The organism is Martinezella rhizogenes (assembly GCF_027460065.1).
Classification (GTDB): Bacteria; Pseudomonadota; Alphaproteobacteria; order Rhizobiales; family Rhizobiaceae; genus Agrobacterium; species Agrobacterium rhizogenes_C.
The window spans coordinates 39373-57396 of the sequence record NZ_JAPYZZ010000019.1 but is presented as its reverse complement, the minus strand read 5'-3'; the positions used below and the strand labels follow the sequence as shown (position 1 = coordinate 57396).

At 60.2% G+C, this 18024-nt stretch carries 20 protein-coding genes and 1 riboswitch; of the genes, 10 read left to right on the top strand and 10 right to left on the bottom strand.

Annotation, left to right across the window (positions count from 1 at the left end; translation table 11 throughout):
• The first annotated feature begins 78 nt into the window (after positions 1 to 78).
• From O8B93_RS23095 to O8B93_RS23075, 5 genes are all read left to right on the top strand, one after another.
• Positions 79 to 852, top strand: a complete 774-nt coding sequence (locus tag O8B93_RS23095) for an ABC transporter substrate-binding protein (RefSeq protein ID WP_269712185.1) — start codon at positions 79 to 81, stop codon at positions 850 to 852.
• A 112-nt stretch (positions 853 to 964) separates the two neighbouring features.
• A complete protein-coding gene (locus tag O8B93_RS23090) occupies positions 965 to 1768 on the top strand; it encodes an ABC transporter permease (protein ID WP_269712184.1) in 804 nt (267 codons plus the stop codon).
• Positions 1765 to 2595, top strand: coding sequence for an ABC transporter permease (locus tag O8B93_RS23085; RefSeq protein ID WP_269712183.1), 831 nt, complete (start codon positions 1765 to 1767; stop codon positions 2593 to 2595). The genes O8B93_RS23090 and O8B93_RS23085 overlap by 4 nt, the downstream gene beginning before the upstream one ends.
• 168 nt (positions 2596 to 2763) lie before the next feature.
• Entirely contained in the window at positions 2764 to 3030 is a 267-nt protein-coding gene (locus O8B93_RS23080; RefSeq protein ID WP_269712182.1) for an usg protein, read from the top strand.
• Between the two features lie 84 nt (positions 3031 to 3114).
• Entirely contained in the window at positions 3115 to 3939 is an 825-nt protein-coding gene (locus O8B93_RS23075) for a class I SAM-dependent methyltransferase (RefSeq protein ID WP_269712181.1), read from the top strand.
• A 250-nt stretch (positions 3940 to 4189) separates the two neighbouring features.
• Here O8B93_RS23075 and O8B93_RS23070 read toward each other — a convergent pair whose 3' ends face one another.
• The 4 genes from O8B93_RS23070 to O8B93_RS23055 all read right to left on the bottom strand — a co-directional run bounded on the left by O8B93_RS23070 (position 4190) and on the right by O8B93_RS23055 (position 7242).
• On the bottom strand, positions 4190 to 5155 hold the full coding sequence (locus tag O8B93_RS23070) for an aliphatic sulfonate ABC transporter substrate-binding protein (protein WP_269712180.1): 966 nt from the start codon (positions 5153 to 5155) through the stop codon (positions 4190 to 4192).
• A 288-nt stretch (positions 5156 to 5443) separates the two neighbouring features.
• Positions 5444 to 5932: an Lrp/AsnC family transcriptional regulator gene (locus O8B93_RS23065; protein WP_003507846.1), complete on the bottom strand. Its 489-nt coding sequence runs from the start codon at positions 5930 to 5932 to the stop codon at positions 5444 to 5446.
• Positions 5933 to 6002: 70 nt separating this feature from the next.
• The gene (locus tag O8B93_RS23060; RefSeq protein ID WP_269712179.1) at positions 6003 to 6656 is read right to left on the bottom strand and encodes a uracil-DNA glycosylase family protein; all 654 of its coding nucleotides are present in this window, start codon (positions 6654 to 6656) and stop codon (positions 6003 to 6005) included.
• Positions 6649 to 7242, bottom strand: coding sequence for a thermonuclease family protein (locus O8B93_RS23055; protein WP_269712178.1), 594 nt, complete (start codon positions 7240 to 7242; stop codon positions 6649 to 6651). The genes O8B93_RS23060 and O8B93_RS23055 overlap by 8 nt, the downstream gene beginning before the upstream one ends.
• A 107-nt stretch (positions 7243 to 7349) precedes the next feature.
• Between O8B93_RS23055 and pdhS2 the strand changes: the two genes are divergently transcribed.
• Positions 7350 to 8885, top strand: coding sequence for a two-component system sensor histidine kinase PdhS2 (pdhS2, locus tag O8B93_RS23050; protein WP_269712177.1), 1536 nt, complete (start codon positions 7350 to 7352; stop codon positions 8883 to 8885).
• Between the two features lie 16 nt (positions 8886 to 8901).
• Here pdhS2 and O8B93_RS23045 read toward each other — a convergent pair whose 3' ends face one another.
• Positions 8902 to 9306 (bottom strand): diacylglycerol kinase, encoded by a 405-nt coding sequence (locus tag O8B93_RS23045; protein WP_269712176.1) that lies wholly within the window; start codon positions 9304 to 9306, stop codon positions 8902 to 8904.
• 8 nt (positions 9307 to 9314) lie between these two features.
• Positions 9315 to 10349, bottom strand: a complete 1035-nt coding sequence (gene cobT, locus O8B93_RS23040; RefSeq protein WP_006314026.1) for a nicotinate-nucleotide--dimethylbenzimidazole phosphoribosyltransferase — start codon at positions 10347 to 10349, stop codon at positions 9315 to 9317.
• A 152-nt stretch (positions 10350 to 10501) separates the two neighbouring features.
• On the opposite strand from cobT, the gene O8B93_RS23035 reads away from it, so the two are divergent.
• The 4 genes from O8B93_RS23035 (at position 10502) to ribB (ending at position 13276) form a co-directional block, all read left to right on the top strand.
• On the top strand, positions 10502 to 11287 hold the full coding sequence (locus O8B93_RS23035; protein ID WP_309568515.1) for an adenosylcobinamide-GDP ribazoletransferase: 786 nt from the start codon (positions 10502 to 10504) through the stop codon (positions 11285 to 11287).
• Positions 11288 to 11306: 19 nt separating this feature from the next.
• Entirely contained in the window at positions 11307 to 11498 is a 192-nt protein-coding gene (locus O8B93_RS23030) for a DUF1289 domain-containing protein (protein WP_269712174.1), read from the top strand.
• A complete protein-coding gene (locus O8B93_RS23025; RefSeq protein WP_269712173.1) occupies positions 11495 to 12202 on the top strand; it encodes a TIGR02281 family clan AA aspartic protease in 708 nt (235 codons plus the stop codon). The genes O8B93_RS23030 and O8B93_RS23025 overlap by 4 nt, the downstream gene beginning before the upstream one ends.
• A 161-nt stretch (positions 12203 to 12363) precedes the next feature.
• A riboswitch (FMN riboswitch) is annotated at positions 12364 to 12513 on the top strand.
• A gap of 121 nt (positions 12514 to 12634) precedes the next feature.
• The gene (gene ribB / locus O8B93_RS23020; protein ID WP_080816685.1) at positions 12635 to 13276 is read left to right on the top strand and encodes a 3,4-dihydroxy-2-butanone-4-phosphate synthase; all 642 of its coding nucleotides are present in this window, start codon (positions 12635 to 12637) and stop codon (positions 13274 to 13276) included.
• Positions 13277 to 13520: 244 nt separating this feature from the next.
• Here ribB and O8B93_RS23015 read toward each other — a convergent pair whose 3' ends face one another.
• From O8B93_RS23015 to O8B93_RS23000, 4 genes are all read right to left on the bottom strand, one after another.
• Entirely contained in the window at positions 13521 to 14309 is a 789-nt protein-coding gene (locus tag O8B93_RS23015) for an SDR family oxidoreductase (protein WP_269712172.1), read from the bottom strand.
• Between the two features lie 14 nt (positions 14310 to 14323).
• Positions 14324 to 15802: a sugar ABC transporter ATP-binding protein gene (locus tag O8B93_RS23010; RefSeq protein WP_269712171.1), complete on the bottom strand. Its 1479-nt coding sequence runs from the start codon at positions 15800 to 15802 to the stop codon at positions 14324 to 14326.
• A gap of 118 nt (positions 15803 to 15920) precedes the next feature.
• Positions 15921 to 16850 (bottom strand): sugar ABC transporter substrate-binding protein, encoded by a 930-nt coding sequence (locus O8B93_RS23005; RefSeq protein WP_137453042.1) that lies wholly within the window; start codon positions 16848 to 16850, stop codon positions 15921 to 15923.
• 132 nt (positions 16851 to 16982) lie between these two features.
• Positions 16983 to 17963 carry an ABC transporter permease gene (locus tag O8B93_RS23000; protein WP_127758017.1) on the bottom strand — a complete coding sequence of 327 codons (981 nt, stop codon included), beginning with the start codon at positions 17961 to 17963 and terminating at the stop codon, positions 16983 to 16985.
• Positions 17964 to 18024: the final 61 nt, after the last annotated feature.

Here is an 18024-nt window from a genome sequence, read left to right as displayed (position 1 = left end):
TGCCGCGCCCAGCGCCCATGGCGTCCGCACTGAAAATAACAACAGACTGCGGATGAACGACCAAAAGAGAGGATCGAAATGCCTATTTCCACCCGTCTGCTCGCAGCCGTATCGATTGCCGCCATCTCGCTGTTTTCGGGCGCAGCCCTTGCGCAGGACAAGATCGTCATCGGCACCGAAGGCGCCTACCCGCCCTTCAACAATCTGGAAGCCGACGGCACGCTGACCGGCTTCGACATCGACATCGCCAAGGCGCTGTGCGAACAAATGAAGGCCGAATGCACCTTCGTCACCAATGACTGGGATGGCATCATTCCCGCCCTGCAGGCCAAGAAGTTCGACGCCATCATCGCGTCCATGTCGATCACGCCGGAACGCCTCCAGAAGGTCGATTTCTCCAAGAAATATTACAATACCCCGCCGGCAATCGCCGTGCCGAAGGATTCGCCGATCAAGTCCATCGACGATCTCAAGGGCAAGTCGCTCGGCGCGCAGGGTTCCACCACACACTCCAACTATGCCGAAAAGCATTTCCCGGATGCCGACGTGAAGATGTATCCGACCGCCGACGAATATAAGCTCGACATCGCCAATGGCCGCATCGACGCCGTCATCGACGATATCGTCGTGCTGTCGGAGTGGCTGAAGACCGACGCCGGCAAGTGCTGCAAGATCCTGACGCCGCTCAAGGTCGATCCCGAGATCAACGGCAATGGCGCAGGCATTGCCGTGCGCAAAGGCGACACGGCGCTGGCCGACAAGTTCACGGCCGCAATCGCCGGTATCCGCGCCAGCGGCAAGTATCAGGAGATCAACAAAAAATACTTCGATTTCGACGTTTACGGCGACTAAGCCGGTTCGATCTGTTGAAATCTCGTGGCGGAAGGCTTGCCCTTCCGCCATTTTTGTTTGAAAACGTCAGCATAACAATCACGGCGGCTTAAGACCGCGGGGGAAAACTGGCATGAGCGGAGCATTTTCCGCCATAGGTGCGTTCTGGACCTATGTCTCGACACTTCTCGATCCCTTCTGCGGACCGGTCGGTCTCTTCTCGCTTTTCGGAAACGGCACTCTGGTCGCCTGCGGCGATGCGGGCTGGGGCGATGAAATCGCCTTCGGCGTCAAGGTCACGATCTCGCTGGCGCTCGCCACCCTGCCCGTCGGGTTGCTGATCGGCTTCCTCATCGCGCTTGCCGCGCAATCGGAGGAAAAGTCGCTGCGGCTGGCTGCCGGCATCTACACCACCATCTTCCGCGGCCTGCCGGAACTGCTGACGCTCTTCATCGTCTATTACGGCGTCCAGATGCTGCTGCAATCGGTGGCCGGTTATGTCGGTTTCAGCGGCCCCGTCGAAATCAATGCCTTCGTGGCCGGCATGCTGGCGCTCTCGGTGGTGTTTTCGTCCTATGCGTCGGAAGTGCTGCTATCCGCCTTCAAGGCTATACCGAAGGGGCAATATGAGGCGGGTGACGCGCTTGGCCTTTCCCGCAGCCGTACCATGGTGCTCATCATCATTCCCCAGCTTGTGCGGATTGCCCTGCCCGGCATGACCAATCTCTGGGTGATCCTGCTGAAGGACACGTCCTACGTCTCGATCATCGGCCTTGCCGATATCATCCGCCAGACCGGCATTGCCGCCCGCGTCAGCAAGGAAGCCTTCTTCTTCTACGGCATTGCCTGCCTGCTTTATCTCATTCTCGCGCTCATCTCGTCGGTCGGCATCGGTTTCATCGACCGCTGGTCTCGCAAATCGGAGGCCGGACGATGAGCCATATTCAGGAACTCATTCCGCCGCGGCCCGCCCCCGTTGTCGCCGACAAGCCGATCAATCTTTCCCGCGTCGTCGGCATTGCCGTCATCACGCTGTGGCTGCTGCTCGCCGCCGGGCTGATCTTCGCGATGATCGAAGGCTGGGACTGGGATAAATTCCAGCGATATGGCCCGCGCTACATCGACGGTCTCATCACCACCATCACGCTGGTCGGCAGCTCGATCATTCTCGGCGCGATCCTGTCGCTGCCGATCGCCTTTGCCCGCATGTCGGAAAACCGCGTCATCGGCGCGCTCGCCTATGCCTATGTCTATGTTTTCCGAAGCACGCCGCTGCTGGCGCAGCTTTTCCTGATCTATTACGGTCTTGGCAGCTTCCGCCCGGCGCTGGAAGCCGTCGATCTGTGGTGGTTTTTCCGCGAAGCCTGGTATTGCGGTCTCCTGTCGCTGACGCTCAACACCGCCGCCTATCAGGCTGAAATCCTGCGCGGCGCCATCCAGAGCGTGCCGCGCGGCCAGCACGAGGGAGCGGCCTCGCTCGGTATTTCGAAATTCATCACCTTCCGCAAGGTCATCCTGCCGCAGGCACTGATCGTAGCGCTACGCCCCTATGGCAACGAGATCATCCTGATGATCAAGGGCTCGGCAGTCGTCTCCATCGTCACGGTCTTCGACCTGATGGGACAGACCCGCTACACCTTTTCCCGCACCTTCGACTATCAAGCCTATCTCTGGGCCGCAATCTTCTACCTGACGATCGTCGAGACGCTGCGGCATGTCTGGGCATGGCTGGAAGCCCGCCTGACGCGACACCTCAAGCGCTGAACGGCAAGGTTGGCAGCACTCATCAACGGAGGCTGCCAACATTTTGAAAAATATAACAAATTTGTGACGATCCAGGTCTTTGGAAAGCTTGGATTAACCCTGTCGTGTTCCCATGTCAGATACAGCGGCAATGCTGTGATCGCAATCATGGATACGGGAAGCGCCGTCATGAACAAGGAAATGGAAATGATGCTGAGAGGCTACGGCCTCACCACTGCCCAGATATTCTATCGCCTGCCTGACCATCCGCTGGTTCTCCAGACCTATGTCTGGCAGGACTATGATCTCGCCCCGGACTTTCCCGAAATGCACGGTTTCCTCAAATTCTGGCAGGAAAAGCTCGACGGTCCCCTGCATTCCGTCCGCTACGTGCACCGGCAGGTCATCTCCGCGCAGGAATGGCGCGCGCTGAAGGGAGAGTTCATCATCCACTGATAAGTCTCGCCACATAAACATTGCGCCCGCCACCGTTGCGGCTTACAGCAAACGTCAACTGATGACGCTGACGGATACCGCACGATGACGAAAAACCAGAAGATCGACGAAGAGGCGCTTGCCGAGGCCTATAACCGCGCGCTGGCGCTCGAAAAAGCCGGCGATGTGGATGCGGCGGTGAAGGCCTATGAGGAAGTTCTGGCCATAGACCCTGACGATCACGGCGGCGCGGCCGTACGCATTGCCGCCATGGGGCGCGGCGAACAACCGTCGAAAGCACCTGACGCTTACGTCGAAACCCTGTTCGACCAGCATGCCGAAGCTTTCGAGGATATTCTTGTCGAGCAGCTGGGTTACGCTGTGCCGATGATGGTGCGCCAGCGGCTGCAGACGCTGAACCTTGGTTCTTTCAAGCGCCTGCTCGATCTCGGCTGCGGCACCGGCCTGACCGGTGAGGCGCTGCGCGATATGGCCGACGACATCACCGGAATCGACATTTCCGAAAACATGGTCGAGATCGCCCATGAGAAGGACCTCTACGAGACGCTCTACGTCGCCGAAGCCGAGGATTTTCTCGAGGACAATGACGACGAGCCCTTCGACATCATCACCGCCACCGATGTGCTGCCCTATCTCGGCGCGCTGGAGCCGCTGTTTTTCGGCGCCGCCGAAAATCTCAATGCCGGCGGCCTGCTAATCTTCTCCTCGGAAACCCTGCCCGAAGACATCATGGCCGGGCGTCCCTATATGGTCGGCCCGCACCAGCGTTTCGCCCATGCCGAAACCTATGTGCGCGAACGACTGGCTGCAACCGGTTTCGAGGTCATCGAAGTCACCGACATCAACGTGCGCATGCAGGACGGCAATCCGACGCCCGGTCATCTGGTGATTGCGAAGCTCAAGGGCTGAGCCTCCGTCATTGCGGCAGATTTCTTCTCCCCGCCGGGGAGAAGGTGGCCCGAAGGGTCGGATGAGGGGGCAAACTCGCGATTTATCATTGCCCTTGCCCCCTCATCCCGCTGCCGCGGACTTCTCCCCGGCGGGGAGAAGAAACAAGCGGCACTCGCTCGCCCTCCATGTGACCCACATAACTTTTGCCTGAATCAACCTCTCAGCAGCATCCACCAGCTGCCTGAAGAGATTCAGCTTTCCGGCACCATCAGCTGGCCTTCGGCCGCCAGACGATATCCGTCACCTTGAGCTTCTTCGGCACGATCTTCAGATCGTAGAATTCATCCGCCAGCGCCTGCTGGTAAGCGATGGCTTCGTCCGGAACCAGCGACACGCGCCCGAGATCGGCGCCCGGTCGCGTCAGCGAAACCCTGGTGACGTCCTCCGGCACACCGGTGATCGCCGCCAGAGACTTTGCGGTCGCATCGATATTGGCCTGCGCCTTGGCGCCAACATTTGCGAGTTCCTTGAGGATCAGCGGCACGAAATCGGGATTGGACTCGACGAAATCGCCATTGGCGAGAAAATAGCTCCAGGGATCGACGATGCCTTCGGCAGTGGAAAGAACCCGCGTCGTCGGCTCTTTTTCCGCCACGGCAAAATAGGGATCCCAGATCGACCAGGCATCGATGCTGCCGCTGCGGAAGGCGGCGGCGGCATCCGGCGGCGCAAGATCGACGGGCGTGATGTCGCTCAACGTTAGCCCGGCCTTTCGCAACGCCTTGACGGTGACATTATGGGCGCTGGAACCGCGCTTGAAGGCAACCTTCTTGCCTTTCAGGTCTTCCAGCGTCTTCAGCGGCGAATCCTTCTGCACGAGGATGGCCGATCCGCCAGCCGCCGCCTTGTAGGTGCCGACGTAACGCAGATTGCCACCGGCGGCCTGCGCGAAGAGCGGCGGCACATCGCCGGTCGGCCCGATATCCAGCGCGCCCGCGCCCAGCGCTTCGAGCAGCGGCGGACCGGAGGAAAACTCCGACCATTTCACCTCGATGCCGCGATCCTTAAACAGCGCTTCCAGCGCGCCTTGGCTTTTTGCCAGCGCGATCACGCCATTCTTCTGCCAGCCGATCCGCAATGTGGTCGTTGCAGCCCCAGCACGGCGGATATGCGGCAGGAACACCGCCCCCGTCGCACCTGCAAGCAGTCCCAATGTTCCGCGTCGTGTGATCATATCGATATCCCTCGCTGTTGCCATCATCAGATATTAAAAGCGTAGATATTCGAGAGATTTTATCAAATTCCCACGTTGCGCGGAGACGGCGCGGAGAGAATTGAATGTGCGAATTTGCCTGATAGGGCGGAATAAGATTGTCGTGCCTTGGCGGTGCATACGGGATGGACCTTCCGGCAGTGTCATCCCGTGACGGGTCAGATCAACGGGGAAAAGGCAATCCACAAATAAAAATGCCCTCCCCGGCGGCCGGAAAGGGCATCGTTCAAAGACAGGATGGACGGCGGATCACTCTTCGCCGGATTTGGGATTATCCAGCAGCATGTAATCGAGCGGCAGTTCCGTCGTATATTTGATCTGTTCCATCGCGAAAGCGGAGGACACGTCGCGGATTTCGATCTTGGCGATCATCCGCTTGTAGAAAGCGTCATAGGCCGCGATATCGGGCACGACGACGCGCAGCAGATAATCGACATCGCCGCTCATGCGGTAGAACTCCACGACCTCAGGAAACTCGGAAACCACTTCCGAGAAACGCTTCAGCCATTCGATGGAATGGGAGGCGGTGCGGATGGAGACGAAAACCGTGACCTTGGTGTTGACCTTGACCGGATCAAGCAGCGCCACGCGCCGGCGGATAACGCCGTCTTCCTCCATCTTCTGGATACGCCGCCAACAGGGCGTTGTGGAAAGGCCGACCTTTTTTGCCAGATCGGCAACGGCCAGCGTGGAATCCTCTTGCAGAATGCGCAAAATCTTACGGTCTAGGCGATCCAATGCGTCTACCCTCCTGAATTAATTTCCTTTCAATACACTAATTTTCGCAGAAAAACAGAAAATTGTTTCACTAAACCCGCATTTCCACATATTGTCGCAGAACCGGAAGCAGCTCCTCCGTGAACCATGGGTTCTTTTTCAGCCAGCCGGTATTGCGCCAGCTGGGATGCGGCAGCGGCAAAATGCCGGGGCCGGAATTGGCATGGAGATAGCTGCGCCAGTTCTCTACCGTTTCGGTCATGGTTTTGTGTCGCCTTTCACCGAGGTGAAAAGCCTGCGCATATTGGCCGACCGCGAGGATCAGCTCCACCTGCGGCATCGCCGCTATTACCCTCTCACGCCATAAAGGCGCACATTCCCGCCGTGGCGGCAGATCACTGCCCTTGTCGTCATAACCGGGAAAACAGAAACCCATGGGCACGATCGCGAAGCGCTCAGGGTCGTAGAACGTCTCCCGGTCGACATCGAGCCATTGCCGCAGCCTGTCGCCGGAAGCATCGTTGAAGGGCAGCCCGGTTTCATGCACACGCAGCCCCGGCGCCTGCCCGGCGATCAGAATCTTCGCCTTGGTCGAGATCACGACCACCGGTCGCGGTTCATGCGGCAGGCGATCGGCCATTCCCTTCAGCGGCGCATCACGACAGAGACGACAGCGGGCGATCTCGCCGCGCAACCCATCCAGCCCGTCATCCCGCAGCAATGGGGACCGCTCCGCCTCAGCCATGATCCCACCCCAGAAGATGACGGATGACGGTCAAAAAGCCCGCTGCCGGCGTTTCCAGATCCGCTGCCCGATGCTCACGTCGCCACTCGGAAGGCCTTTCGAAATCCCCCGCCCAGATGCCCCGCCCCTCCTGCCGTGCCTTCGCCTGCTCGCCGGAAAACTGGAAATAGCCTGATGCAACGGCAAACCCCGCCAAAACCATTTCCGAGGACACATCCTTGCCATCCGCCGTGCAATAAACGAGTTGTCGCCCGTAACGGTCCCTGGAGCTGCCGGAACAGGAAAAATCCCGCGCCGTCACCAGCCGTCGCAGCGCGCCGCGCGCCTCCTCCCCACATGGCCAACTCTCGCCGCCGCGCAGGCATGTTTGGGCAAGCTCCGGCGCATCTATGCCAAGCAGCCGGAAGCGTTCGTCGCCCTTGGAAAGCGTATCGCCATCGATCACGAAGAAACGGCCGACATGGGTCTCGCTGTTGATCTGGTCGAGCTTGGCGGCAATGAGAATACCGAGAAAAATCGTGGCGAGAAAAAGCCCGCCATCGCGAATTGCCGAAAAACGCCCGCGCCTGCCTCCATTTCGTCTCATGTCACAACAAACCCTTGTCAGAAATGGCAAACAAATCCTTTCACGGCAGCATCTTCTTAAGATTTTGGGCGTAGCCTGCAAGGGTTCATGTCACCTGCGTTGTAACAATGAGTAAAAGCGTCAGCACGTCCACCGACAAGATCATCGTCGACCGATCGAAGAAACACCGCAACAAGGCGGTTTTCGAAACGGTGAAGGCGACGCGTGAACGCCTGCAGCAGGGTGCCGGTGGAAACGAAGCCTATGAACGCGAAATGCTGACCATGCACATCGCCGAAGCTCTGCAGGGCGCGATGATCATGCCGCTTTTCATCGTGCTGGCCTCCATCATCGGCCTTTACATAACCGGCGATATCAGCCTGATCATCTGGTCGCTGATCGCGTTGAGCTTTCACGCCATGTCGCTGGTGCTGGCAAAACGTGCCGCCAAACAGGAGATCACCGACGAAAATCTCCAGCATTGGAAAAACCTCTTTCTCGGCATGCAGATCGTCATCGGCTGCGCCTGGGCCATGTTCGCATTGGCCGAGCCGGTGCGCAACGACCCGACGCTCGTTCTTTTCTTCAAGGGCGCAACGCTGCTGATCGCCCTTTCGCTCACCGCCATGGCCAATTTCATGCTGCGGCGGGCAACCTTCATGACCTTCCTGCCGGTACTGGCCGCGCTGTGCATGACCTCAGTGATTTCGCGCGATCCCTTCGATGTCGGTCTGGCGCTGATGTTCGGCATGGCGATCCTCTTCTGTCATCGCATCACCAGCCGGCTTTACCAGACCAGCATCAAGCTCCTCTCCTCGCAGACGGAAAAGGACGACCTGATCGCCGAACTTGAAGTCGCCAATTCGGTGTCCGACGAAGCGCGGCGGCGCGCCGAAGAGGCCAATCTGGCCAAATCACGCTTTCTCGCCTCCATGTCGCACGAGCTCAGAACCCCGCTCAACGCCATCCTCGGCTTCTCCGAGGTCATGTCCTCAGAGGTGCTCGGCCCGCTCAACAATCCGCTCTACAAGGAATATTCCGGCGATATCCATCGCTCCGGCCAGCATCTGCTCGATCTCATCAATGAAATCCTCGACCTGTCGCGCATCGAGGCCGGCCGCTACGATCTCAACGAGGAATCCATCTCCATGCTGGAAATCGCCGAGGATTGCATCGGCATGATCCAGCTGCGCGCCCGGGCCAAGAACATCCGGATTTCCCAGCAGTTCGAAGCCAGCCTGCCACAGGTCTGGGCCGATGAGAAATCCATCCGCCAGGTCATTCTCAACCTGCTCTCCAATGCCGTGAAATTCACCCCGCAGGGTGGCGAAATCCTCGTGAAGGCGGGCTGGACGGCGGGCGGCGGCCAATATGTGTCGATCAGGGATAACGGCCCCGGCATTCCCGAAGATGAGATCCCCGTGGTGCTCTCGGCCTTCGGCCAGGGATCGATCGCGATCAAGAGCGCAGAACAGGGAACGGGCCTTGGCCTGCCCATCGTTCAGGCCATTCTCGCCAAGCATGATGGCCAGTTCATCCTGAAATCGAAACTGCGTGAAGGCACCGAAGGCATCGCCATTCTGCCGGCAAAGCGCGTGCTGCAAAGCCTGCCGGCGGTGGAAGAAACCCACGCGATCCAGCCACGCCGCCGGTCCTTCGCCTGAGCCGCAAAGACACCTGCTAGAAGAACAGCGACGTTACCAGCGAATAAAGCACGAAAAATCCGTTCGCCAGCAATAGGCAGAAAACGGCAAAGGAGCCGAGGTCCTTGGCGTGCCGCCCGACCGAGGAGATTTCCGGCGAAATGCGGTCCACCAGCTCCTCGATAGCGGTATTCAGCGCCTCAACCGAAAACAGAAGCAGCATCAGCACCGTGAAAACGAGAAGATGCGCGAACGGCGCGCCGGCCACCAGAAGCAGGGCGAGCCCTACTCCGAAGGCGAGAACCTCGTGGCGGAACGCCGCTTCCTGCCACAGCCGGCCGAGCCCCTGCACGGAATAGCGGGCAGCGGCGAAAAGATGCCGCCAGCCTTTTTCCTTGCGAAAGACGGGCTCCGGTTGCGATTTCTGCGGCGTCACGTCCATCTTTGACCTCAATGCTCGGTACGCGGGCTGATGCGGGTGTCCACACCCGCCGCCTCGAACGTTGCCATGCCGGAATGGCAGGCGGCAGCAGCCTTGACGATGCCGGCGGCAAGTGCTGCCCCAGTCCCTTCACCGAGCCGCATGCCAAGCGCCAGAAGCGGCGTCTTGCCAAGCTTTTCGACGGCAGCGAGATGACCCGGTTCACCCGAGACATGGCCGATCAGGCAATGGTCGAGCGCCGAAGAATTGGCGGCCTTCAGGAGAGCGGCAGCGGCTGTTGCCACATAACCGTCGATCAGCACGGGAATGCGCTGCACGCGGGCGGCAAGGATGGCGCCCGCAATCGCCGCGATCTCGCGCCCGCCGAGACGGCGCATGATTTCCAGCGGATCGGACAGGTGGTCCTTATGGAACTCCACCGCAGCCTTCACTGCCGCGATTTTGCGGGCCATGACTTCGCCTTCCGAACCGGTGCCGGGACCGGTCCACTCTTCCGCCGTGCCACCGTAAAGTGCGAGATTGATCGCCGCGGCAATCGTGGTGTTGCCGATGCCCATTTCGCCGACGCAGAGAAGATCGGTGCCGCCGGCAATCGCCTCCATGCCGAAGGCCATGGTGGCGGCGCAGTCGCGCTCCGAAAGGGCGGGCTCGCAGGTGATGTCGCCAGTCGGATAATCGAGGGCCAGATCGAAAATTTTCAGGCCGAGATCATTGGCGACGCAGATCTGGTTGATGGCAGCACCGCCGGCCGCAAAATTCTCCACCATCTGCTGGGTAACAGATGTCGGATAAGGCGTAACGCCATGCCGAGTGACGCCGTGATTGCCAGCAAAAATCGCCACCAGCGGGCGAGTGACGGCGGGCGAACGGCCGGACCATGCCGCCAGCCACATGGCGATCTCTTCCAGACGTCCGAGCGAGCCGGCAGGCTTGGTCAGCTGCGCATTGCGCTCCTTGGCCGCCACCAGCGCATGCGTATCCGGGCCGGGAAGCTCACGCAACAGCGCGCGAAAATCGTCGAAGGGCAATCCGCTCATGCTCATGGTGTCGGTCTCTTTCGTAGCCGGGTTGGCTGTCGCATCGGCTCATGCGTCCGGAACTTGTGTTTTCCGGCAAATCGGTCTTTGTTGCGCCTCTCATAATCGCGGAAGCGCCGCGGAACAACCGGAAATGCAAGTGCAGCAACGGAGAGAGCATGAAGGCCGGGGATTTTATAACAGATGTCATGCATTCCGTAGCCTTTCTCAGCCGCCTGCCGGTTCCTTCGCGGTTTTTCGAAAATGCCGATGGCGTGTCGATGCGCCGCACCGCCCGCGCCTTTCCCGCCGCCGGCCTGCTGATCGCCCTGCCCGCGGCTTTTCTGGTGGTGATTTTCGCCACCTTCGATGCCTCGCCGCAGCTCACCGGCTGGCTCGCCATCGCCCTCACGGCGCTTCTTACGGGTGCGCTGCATGAGGATGGACTGGCCGATATGGCCGATGGTTTCGGCGCAGGCAAGGACAAGGCACGAACTCTTGAGATCATGAAGGACAGCCGCATCGGCAGCTATGGCACCATCGCCATGGTGCTATCTTTTGCCCTGCGTGCCACCGCACTCGCATCGCTGATCGAGACACTTCCCGCGAAAACTGCCGCCGCCGGCCTGATCGCCGCACTTGTCCTGAGCCGTGCCCTGATGGTGTGGCACTGGCAGGCCCTGCCCGCCGCCAAAACCTCCGGCATTGCCGCAGGCGCCGGCCAGCCAGGAGACACCGAGCGCAATATCGCACTGGCGATCGGGTTACTGGTCTTCATCCTCTTCACGCTGCACGCTTTGCCTCTTCTGTCGATTGCACTTGTGCTGGCGGCAGCCATTCTGGCCACCATACTGTTCAGCAGGCTGTGCGACAGGAAGATCGGCGGCCATACCGGCGATACCATCGGCGCCTGCCAGCAGATCACGGAGATCGTTACTCTCGTCGCCCTTGCCCTTGCGACGTAACGGCCTGATATAGATCGTCATGGAAACACCCTGCATCCATATTTGCCGCCTCGATGCGACCAACAGCCTCTGTATCGGCTGCGGCCGCACGCTGGATGAAATCGGCGGCTGGGCAGGCTATAGCGACGAGAAACGCCGCACGATCATGCGGGCGCTGCCGCAAAGACTGGAAAATTTGAGCGAGACCGCCAAGGAGACACATACCGCATGAACAGGCTGACCATCGTTCTCCTTCTGCTGGCCGTCGGCCTTGGCCTGCTTCTCATCAATCACGACGGTGGCCGAACGCTCGGCATCGACAATGATCAATTCGCCCATGTCCTTTATCTTCTGCCCATTGCCGGTCTCCTGTCCGCCGGCATATTGGCGGGAAGACGCGGCAGCTTCGGCACCGTCATCCGCCAACTCGCCGCCTGGCTTGTCATCATCCTCGGTCTCACCTCGCTCTATCTCTATCGCTACGACCTGCAATCCTTCGGCGACCGGTTGCTGAGCGGCCTGATGCCCGGCCGCGCCGTGGTGGTGACAACCGCCGGCGGCGAACAGGAGATCGTGCTGCATAAATCCATGAGCGGCCATTTCGAGGCGAATGTCACCGTCGAAGGCAAGACGATCCATATGCTGGTCGATACCGGCGCAAGCTCGGTGGTGCTCGCCAATGCCGATGCAGCCGCGATTGGCATCGATACGACGGGGCTGCGTTATACCGTGCCTGTCATGACCGCGAACGGTCGCACGGCAGCGGCGCCCGTCACCCTGTCCGAAATCGGCATCGGCCCGATCGCCAGACGCGATATTCCAGCACTCGTTGCCCAGGATGGGCAACTGGGCCAGAGCCTGCTCGGTATGAGCTTCCTCTCGACGCTCGGTTCGCTACAGATGCAGACCGACGAATTGCGGCTGCGCGACCGATAGATCGCAGGGATCACGCTCCCTGCTCGCACACTCCCGCACTAACCATCGCAACTGGAAAGGAAATACCCCGTTTAGGCCGCAATCGGGATGTTCTTTTCGCACTGACCGCTCTCGTCACAGCATTGCCCCTTGATTCCTTCCCATTTGATAATTTATGTTGGTGCTGTTCTCAGGGCGGGGTGCAATTCCCCACCGGCGGTATCGGATTTTTCCCGGAGCCCGCGAGCGCTTCCGGTCTCCAAAGCCGGAAGGTCAGCAGATCCGGTGAGAGGCCGGAGCCGACGGTATAGTCCGGATGGAAGAGGACAAGGCATAAGACGCCCGCGCGTGAGCGGGCTTCGCATTGCATTGTTCGCCCAAGGGATATTTGGCGCTTCTTGAAGCGCGAAAATGCCGCAAAACGGCATAACCCCTTGAAAGGCTTGAAATAGAATGACCATTGCTAAAATTGAAGACGCGATCGATGCCATTTCCCGTGGCGAGATGGTGATTGTGGTTGACGATGAAGACCGCGAAAACGAAGGCGATATCATCGCCGCCTCCGACAGCATCACGCCGCAACAGATCGCTTTCATGATGAACCATGCCCGCGGGCTGGTCTGCGTCGCCATGCCGGGTGAGCGTCTGGATGCGCTCGACATTCCGCTGATGGTGTCGCGCAACACCGAATCCCTCAAGACGGCCTTCACCGTCTCGGTGGACTATATTCCGGGCACCACGACAGGCATTTCCGCCGCCGACCGGGCAGAGACAGTGCGTGCGCTGGTGTCGGAGGGTTCGCGCCCGGAAGACTTCGCCCGTCCCGGCCACATCTTCCCGCTGCGCGCCAATCCGCAAGGTGTTCTCGGCCGCACCGGCCACACGGAAGCCGCCGTGGACCTCTGCCGCCTTGCCGGGAAGTTCCCGTCCGGCACCATCTGCGAAGTTGCCAATGACGACGGCACCATGGCCCGCCTGCCCCAGCTCGAAGTCTTCGCCGAACGCCACGGCCTGCTCGTCGTGACGATCAAGGACCTCGTTGCTTACCTCAAGGGCGAGGTTGTCGAGGACGTGGTGCAGAAGCAGGTTGCGTGAGCTGCTGCTGCTCGTGTTATGAATACGAAAACGCCCGGCGCAAGCCGGGCGTGAAATGCGTAACTGAAGCGCTGAAACCTCTCAGCTCCGTCATCCTCGGGCTTGACCCGAGGATCCACAACTCGGCCGCCCATGGATCCTCGGGTCAAGCCCGAGGATGACGTGGAGTGTGGTGAACCGCCGGTTGGCGCGGACGTTTATGTTCATCAGACCAGTAAGTCAGTACTTCCACGACGCCAAAACCCTACCAGCAGCAGAAACCACCATCCACCAGCAGGTCCACGCCCGTCACAAAGCTCGCCGCATCTGACAGCAGGAAGATCGCCGGACCGACCATCTCATCGACGCCCGCCATGCGCTGCATCGGCGTCTGTTCTTCGAACAGCTTGGTCTGGTGCACCATTTCCAGCCGCGTATTCATCGGTGTTGCGGTGTAACCCGGCGAGATGGTGTTGACGCGAATGCCGCGCCCCACCCACTCCATCGCCATGGATTTCGACATGTGGATGACGCCGGCCTTCGAGGCGTTGTAATGGCACTGCATCAGTCCGCGATTGACGATGACGCCGGACATGGAGGCGATGTTGACGATCGCGCCACGACCATTCTTCAGCATGGCATTGGCTTCCGCCTGGCAGGACAGAAAAACGCCCTTCAGGTTGATGTCCATCATCGTCTGAAACTGGCTCTCTTCCATCTCCTCGGCCGGATTGGCGTTGGCGATGCCGGCGGCATTGACGGCGAGCGACAGCGCACCGAGTTCAGCCTCCGTGCGGGCCACGGCTTCAGTCAAAGCCTGCTTGCTGGTGACGTCGGCAGCAATCTGGATCGACTTGCGTCCGGCCCTGGCAATGAAATCGGCCGTCTGCGCCAGACCGTCATCGGTGCGACGATCAAGCAGCGCGACATTGGCGCCGGACTGGGCGAGCCCCATGGCGATCCGCTGGCCGATGCCGGAACCGGCGCCGGTGACAAGCGCTACCTGGCCGGAAAGATCGAACAGTTTCGGCGCGTTGAGTGTGATGGTGGACATCGGTATTTCCTTCTTCAGATGGTTGCCAGCTCCATGACCGAGACGTCGTTTGCTTCGTCGCGGTTGAGGATGCCGGCCTGTTTTCCCTGCGCGAGCACGAGGATGCGGTTCGATACGCCCAGCACTTCCTCGAGATCGGAACTGACGACGATGACGGCCACGCCGCTTTTCGCCAGACCGACGATGATATCGTAAATGCCCGCGCGTGCGCCGACATCGATGCCACGGGTCGGCTCGTCCAGCACCACCACGCGTGGATTGCGGGCAAGCCATTTGGCAATGACCACCTTCTGCTGGTTGCCGCCGGAAAGATCCGATGCCGGCTGTTCGCTGCGGCCCTTCACCCCGAATTTGGCGATGGCCTCCTTGGTAAAGGCGCGCTTGATGCGCGGCGTGATCCAGCCGGTGCCGACGCGGTCGAGATTGGCATAGATCAGGTTCTCGCCGATCTCGTGCTCCACCACCAGCCCCTGCAATTTGCGGTCTTCCGGCACCATGACGATGCCCTCCTCTATCGCGTCCGCCGGGCTTTTCAGCGTCAGCACCTTGCCATCCAGCAGCACCTCACCCGCACTCGTCGGGTCGGCACCGGAAATCGCCCGCACCAGCTCGGTGCGTCCCGCCCCGATAAGTCCGGCGATACCAAGGATTTCACCGGCGCGAACGCCGAAGCTGATGTCGCGGAAGGCATTGGTCGCGCCGGTCAGCCCCTTGACCTCCAGCACCACGTTGTCCTGCGGTTCCGGCAACGCCGGGAACAGTCGCTCCAGCGAGCGGCCGACCATGCTTTCGACGATGGTACGCACCGGCGTCGCGCTATCGGCAAATTCATGCACGCGCTCACCATCGCGCAACACGACGATGCGGTCGGTGATCTGTTTGATCTCTTCCATGCGGTGGGAAATATAGATGATGCCGACACCCTCGGCGCGCAGCTTGCGCACCTGCTCAAACAGCGCCTGCGTTTCCGCACCGCCAAGCGCCGCCGTCGGCTCATCGAGGATCAGAAGTTTCGCATCCAGCGCCAGCGCCTTGGCGATTTCGATCAGCTGCTGGTTGGCGGTGGAAAGGCCGGCCACCTTGCGGGTGGCGGGAATGTGGAGATTGAGGCGCGCCAGCTGCTGCTGGGCTCTGCGCACCATCTCGGCGCGGTCGATAACGCCGTTCTTCATCAGCCAGCGGCCGATGAAGACATTTTCAGCGATGGAAAGCTCCGGCAGAAGCTTCAGCTCCTGGTGGATGAGCACGATACCCTTGTCGATCGCCTCGCGCGGCGATGCAGGCGCGTAAGGCTGCCCAAGCCATGTCATCTTGCCCTCGGACGGCTCACGCGAACCGGCGATGATACCTGACAGCGTGGACTTGCCCGCGCCGTTTTCACCCAGCAACGCCACCACTTCGCCCGGATAAACATCGAGATCGACGGCTTTCAGAACCTCAAGCGGACCATAACGTTTGCTGATGCCACGGAGCGAAAGAACCGGCTCGCGCATGACGGGACCTCCCAGGACACATAAGCAACGGGAATGCCCAAAGCCTTGCGTCCGAAATAATCTAAAGACAAACCAGTGAATGCCCCGCGCATCCCATGGGTCGCGCGGGGCAGCAGGATCAGGGATGGTTGGCGATGAAGCCTTCGACATTTTCCTTTGTCGTCAGCGTCGCATCGGAGAGCTGCACGGCCGGAACCTTCTCGCCACCGACGATCTTGACGGCCATTTCGACAGCCATGCGGCCCATCTTCTGGGTCTGCTGCGTCGCGGTCACGTCGAACACGCCGTTCTTCAGCGCCTCAAGGGCTGCCGTATCACCATCAAAGCCGCCAACGACGATCTTCTGCGAAGGGTTTGCGACCTTGATTGCCTGCGCCGCGCCGAGCGCCAGACCGTCGGCCTGTGCAAAGACGATGGAAACATCCGGATTGGCCTGCAGCATGTTCTGCATGATCTGGAAGCCTTCATCCTGGCTCCACATGTTGGACCACTGTTCGGCGACGATCTTCACGCCGGAATTGGCGTTTACCGATTCCATGCAGCCCTTGGTGCGGTCCACTTCCGGTGTCGTGCCCTTCTGGCCATGGATGATGACCATCTTGCCCGAACCACCGGCCTGCTTGATGATGTAATCGCAAACCGCCTTGGCGGAGGCGACGGAATCGGTGGCAAGGAAGGTATCGCCCGGCGCGCCATCGGCATTGCGGTCGATGTTGATGACGGGAACGCCGGCGGCCTTGGCAAGCTTTACCGGAACGGTCGCAGCGGCGGCGCCGGCCGGAATATAGATCAGCGCATCGATGTTCTGGGTGAGCAGATCCTGGATCTGGTTGACCTGCGTCGGGCCATCGCCCTTGGCGTCAACGGTGACGACGGCAATGCCGCGCGTCTTGGCTTCGGCTTCAACGGCCTGCTTGATCTGGTTGAAGAAGTTCGCCTGCAGATTGGCGACGGCAAGGCCGATCTTCTTGACTTCGGCGGCATTGGCCTGGCCGAGCGACAGGGCGAGAAGGGCGGCGGATGTCAGCAGAATGCGTGAAAATTTCATGATTATTCCTCCATTTGTTGATTGTTGACCTTCGGGCAGATCAAACCTCCTCCCCTCCGGCCGTTTTTCACGCCTCCCATGCCGGGAGGGTCGTTTATTGCGCGGACGGCTCTTCGCCATCCGCAGGCAAATTCAGCTTCTGCGGCGACGCAAGGTTTCAGCACCCACGGCCAGCACGATGACCACACCGATGATGACCTGCTGCAAAAAGGGAGAAACGTTGAGCAGATTGAGGCCATTGCGCAGCACGCCTATGATCAGCACGCCGATCAGGGTGCCGCCGATGCCGCCCGCACCGCCCGAAAGCGAGGTTCCGCCGATGACGACAGCCGCAATCGTATCCAGTTCGTAACCGAAGCCGCTGGAGGGCTGCACCGAGTCGAGACGTGCCGCAAGAACGATGCCGGCAAGACCGGCCAGAACCGCACAGGCGACATAAACGCAGATGGTGACCAGCGGCACGTTGATGCCGGCAAGACGCGCCACTTCCGGGTTGCCGCCAACGGCATAGACCGTCCGGCCTTCGGAGCGGAAACGCAGGAAAATCCAGGTAACAAGCACCACGACCAGCATCAGCAGCACGGTTGCGGTCAGCACGCCGAAATGACGCTCAATCGCCAGCATCATGAACCAGTCAGGGAAACCGACGATCTGCTGTCCATCGGTGATCATATTGGCGAGACCGCGCGCCACCGACATCATCGCCAGCGTGGCAATGAAAGCAGGCACCCGGAAGGCCGTCACCAGAATACCGACCACGAGGCCGCAGGCGGCAGAGGCGACAAGCGCCAGCACGATGGCCATGCCCATCGGCATGCCCGCGACATTGGCCGTCCAGCCCATGATCATCATCGACAGCGCCAGCACCGAGCCGACGGACAGGTCGATGCCGCCGAGCAGAATCACGAAGGTCATGCCGACGGCCATGATGCCGAGCACGGTGATCTGGTCGAGAATGTTGAGCCCGTTTCGGAGCGACAAGAAGTTCTCGCTGGCGAAAGTCAGAAACACGCAGAGCAGCAGCAGGCCCAAAAGCGGTCCGGTCGCACCACTCAGCCAGGCAAGCGGGCTCCTGGTGTGCGTGACCCCCTCATTGCGTTCAAGCGCGGACATGGCTCCTCCCGATGACTGTCTTGCATTTTTTAAACCGATTAGAATAATTATTCATCATCGG

Excerpts from the sequence above, each read along its gene's own strand:
- O8B93_RS23010 (WP_269712171.1), bottom strand. The coding sequence starts at position 15,802 with ATGCGCGAGCCGGTTCTTTCGCTCCGTGGCATCAGCAAACGTTATGGT.
- O8B93_RS23090 (WP_269712184.1), top strand. The coding sequence starts at position 965 with ATGAGCGGAGCATTTTCCGCCATAGGTGCGTTCTGGACCTATGTCTCG.
- O8B93_RS23085 (WP_269712183.1), top strand. The coding sequence starts at position 1,765 with ATGAGCCATATTCAGGAACTCATTCCGCCGCGGCCCGCCCCCGTTGTC.
- O8B93_RS23005 (WP_137453042.1), bottom strand. The coding sequence starts at position 16,850 with ATGAAATTTTCACGCATTCTGCTGACATCCGCCGCCCTTCTCGCCCTG.
- cobT (WP_006314026.1), bottom strand. The coding sequence starts at position 10,349 with ATGAGCATGAGCGGATTGCCCTTCGACGATTTTCGCGCGCTGTTGCGT.
- O8B93_RS23060 (WP_269712179.1), bottom strand. The coding sequence starts at position 6,656 with ATGGCTGAGGCGGAGCGGTCCCCATTGCTGCGGGATGACGGGCTGGAT.
- O8B93_RS23055 (WP_269712178.1), bottom strand. The coding sequence starts at position 7,242 with ATGAGACGAAATGGAGGCAGGCGCGGGCGTTTTTCGGCAATTCGCGAT.
- O8B93_RS23075 (WP_269712181.1), top strand. The coding sequence starts at position 3,115 with ATGACGAAAAACCAGAAGATCGACGAAGAGGCGCTTGCCGAGGCCTAT.
- O8B93_RS23030 (WP_269712174.1), top strand. The coding sequence starts at position 11,307 with ATGGAAACACCCTGCATCCATATTTGCCGCCTCGATGCGACCAACAGC.
- O8B93_RS23095 (WP_269712185.1), top strand. The coding sequence starts at position 79 with ATGCCTATTTCCACCCGTCTGCTCGCAGCCGTATCGATTGCCGCCATC.
- O8B93_RS23025 (WP_269712173.1), top strand. The coding sequence starts at position 11,495 with ATGAACAGGCTGACCATCGTTCTCCTTCTGCTGGCCGTCGGCCTTGGC.
- pdhS2 (WP_269712177.1), top strand. The coding sequence starts at position 7,350 with ATGAGTAAAAGCGTCAGCACGTCCACCGACAAGATCATCGTCGACCGA.
- O8B93_RS23080 (WP_269712182.1), top strand. The coding sequence starts at position 2,764 with ATGAACAAGGAAATGGAAATGATGCTGAGAGGCTACGGCCTCACCACT.
- O8B93_RS23015 (WP_269712172.1), bottom strand. The coding sequence starts at position 14,309 with ATGTCCACCATCACACTCAACGCGCCGAAACTGTTCGATCTTTCCGGC.
- ribB (WP_080816685.1), top strand. The coding sequence starts at position 12,635 with ATGACCATTGCTAAAATTGAAGACGCGATCGATGCCATTTCCCGTGGC.
- O8B93_RS23070 (WP_269712180.1), bottom strand. The coding sequence starts at position 5,155 with ATGATCACACGACGCGGAACATTGGGACTGCTTGCAGGTGCGACGGGG.
- O8B93_RS23045 (WP_269712176.1), bottom strand. The coding sequence starts at position 9,306 with ATGGACGTGACGCCGCAGAAATCGCAACCGGAGCCCGTCTTTCGCAAG.
- O8B93_RS23000 (WP_127758017.1), bottom strand. The coding sequence starts at position 17,963 with ATGTCCGCGCTTGAACGCAATGAGGGGGTCACGCACACCAGGAGCCCG.
- O8B93_RS23035 (WP_309568515.1), top strand. The coding sequence starts at position 10,502 with ATGAAGGCCGGGGATTTTATAACAGATGTCATGCATTCCGTAGCCTTT.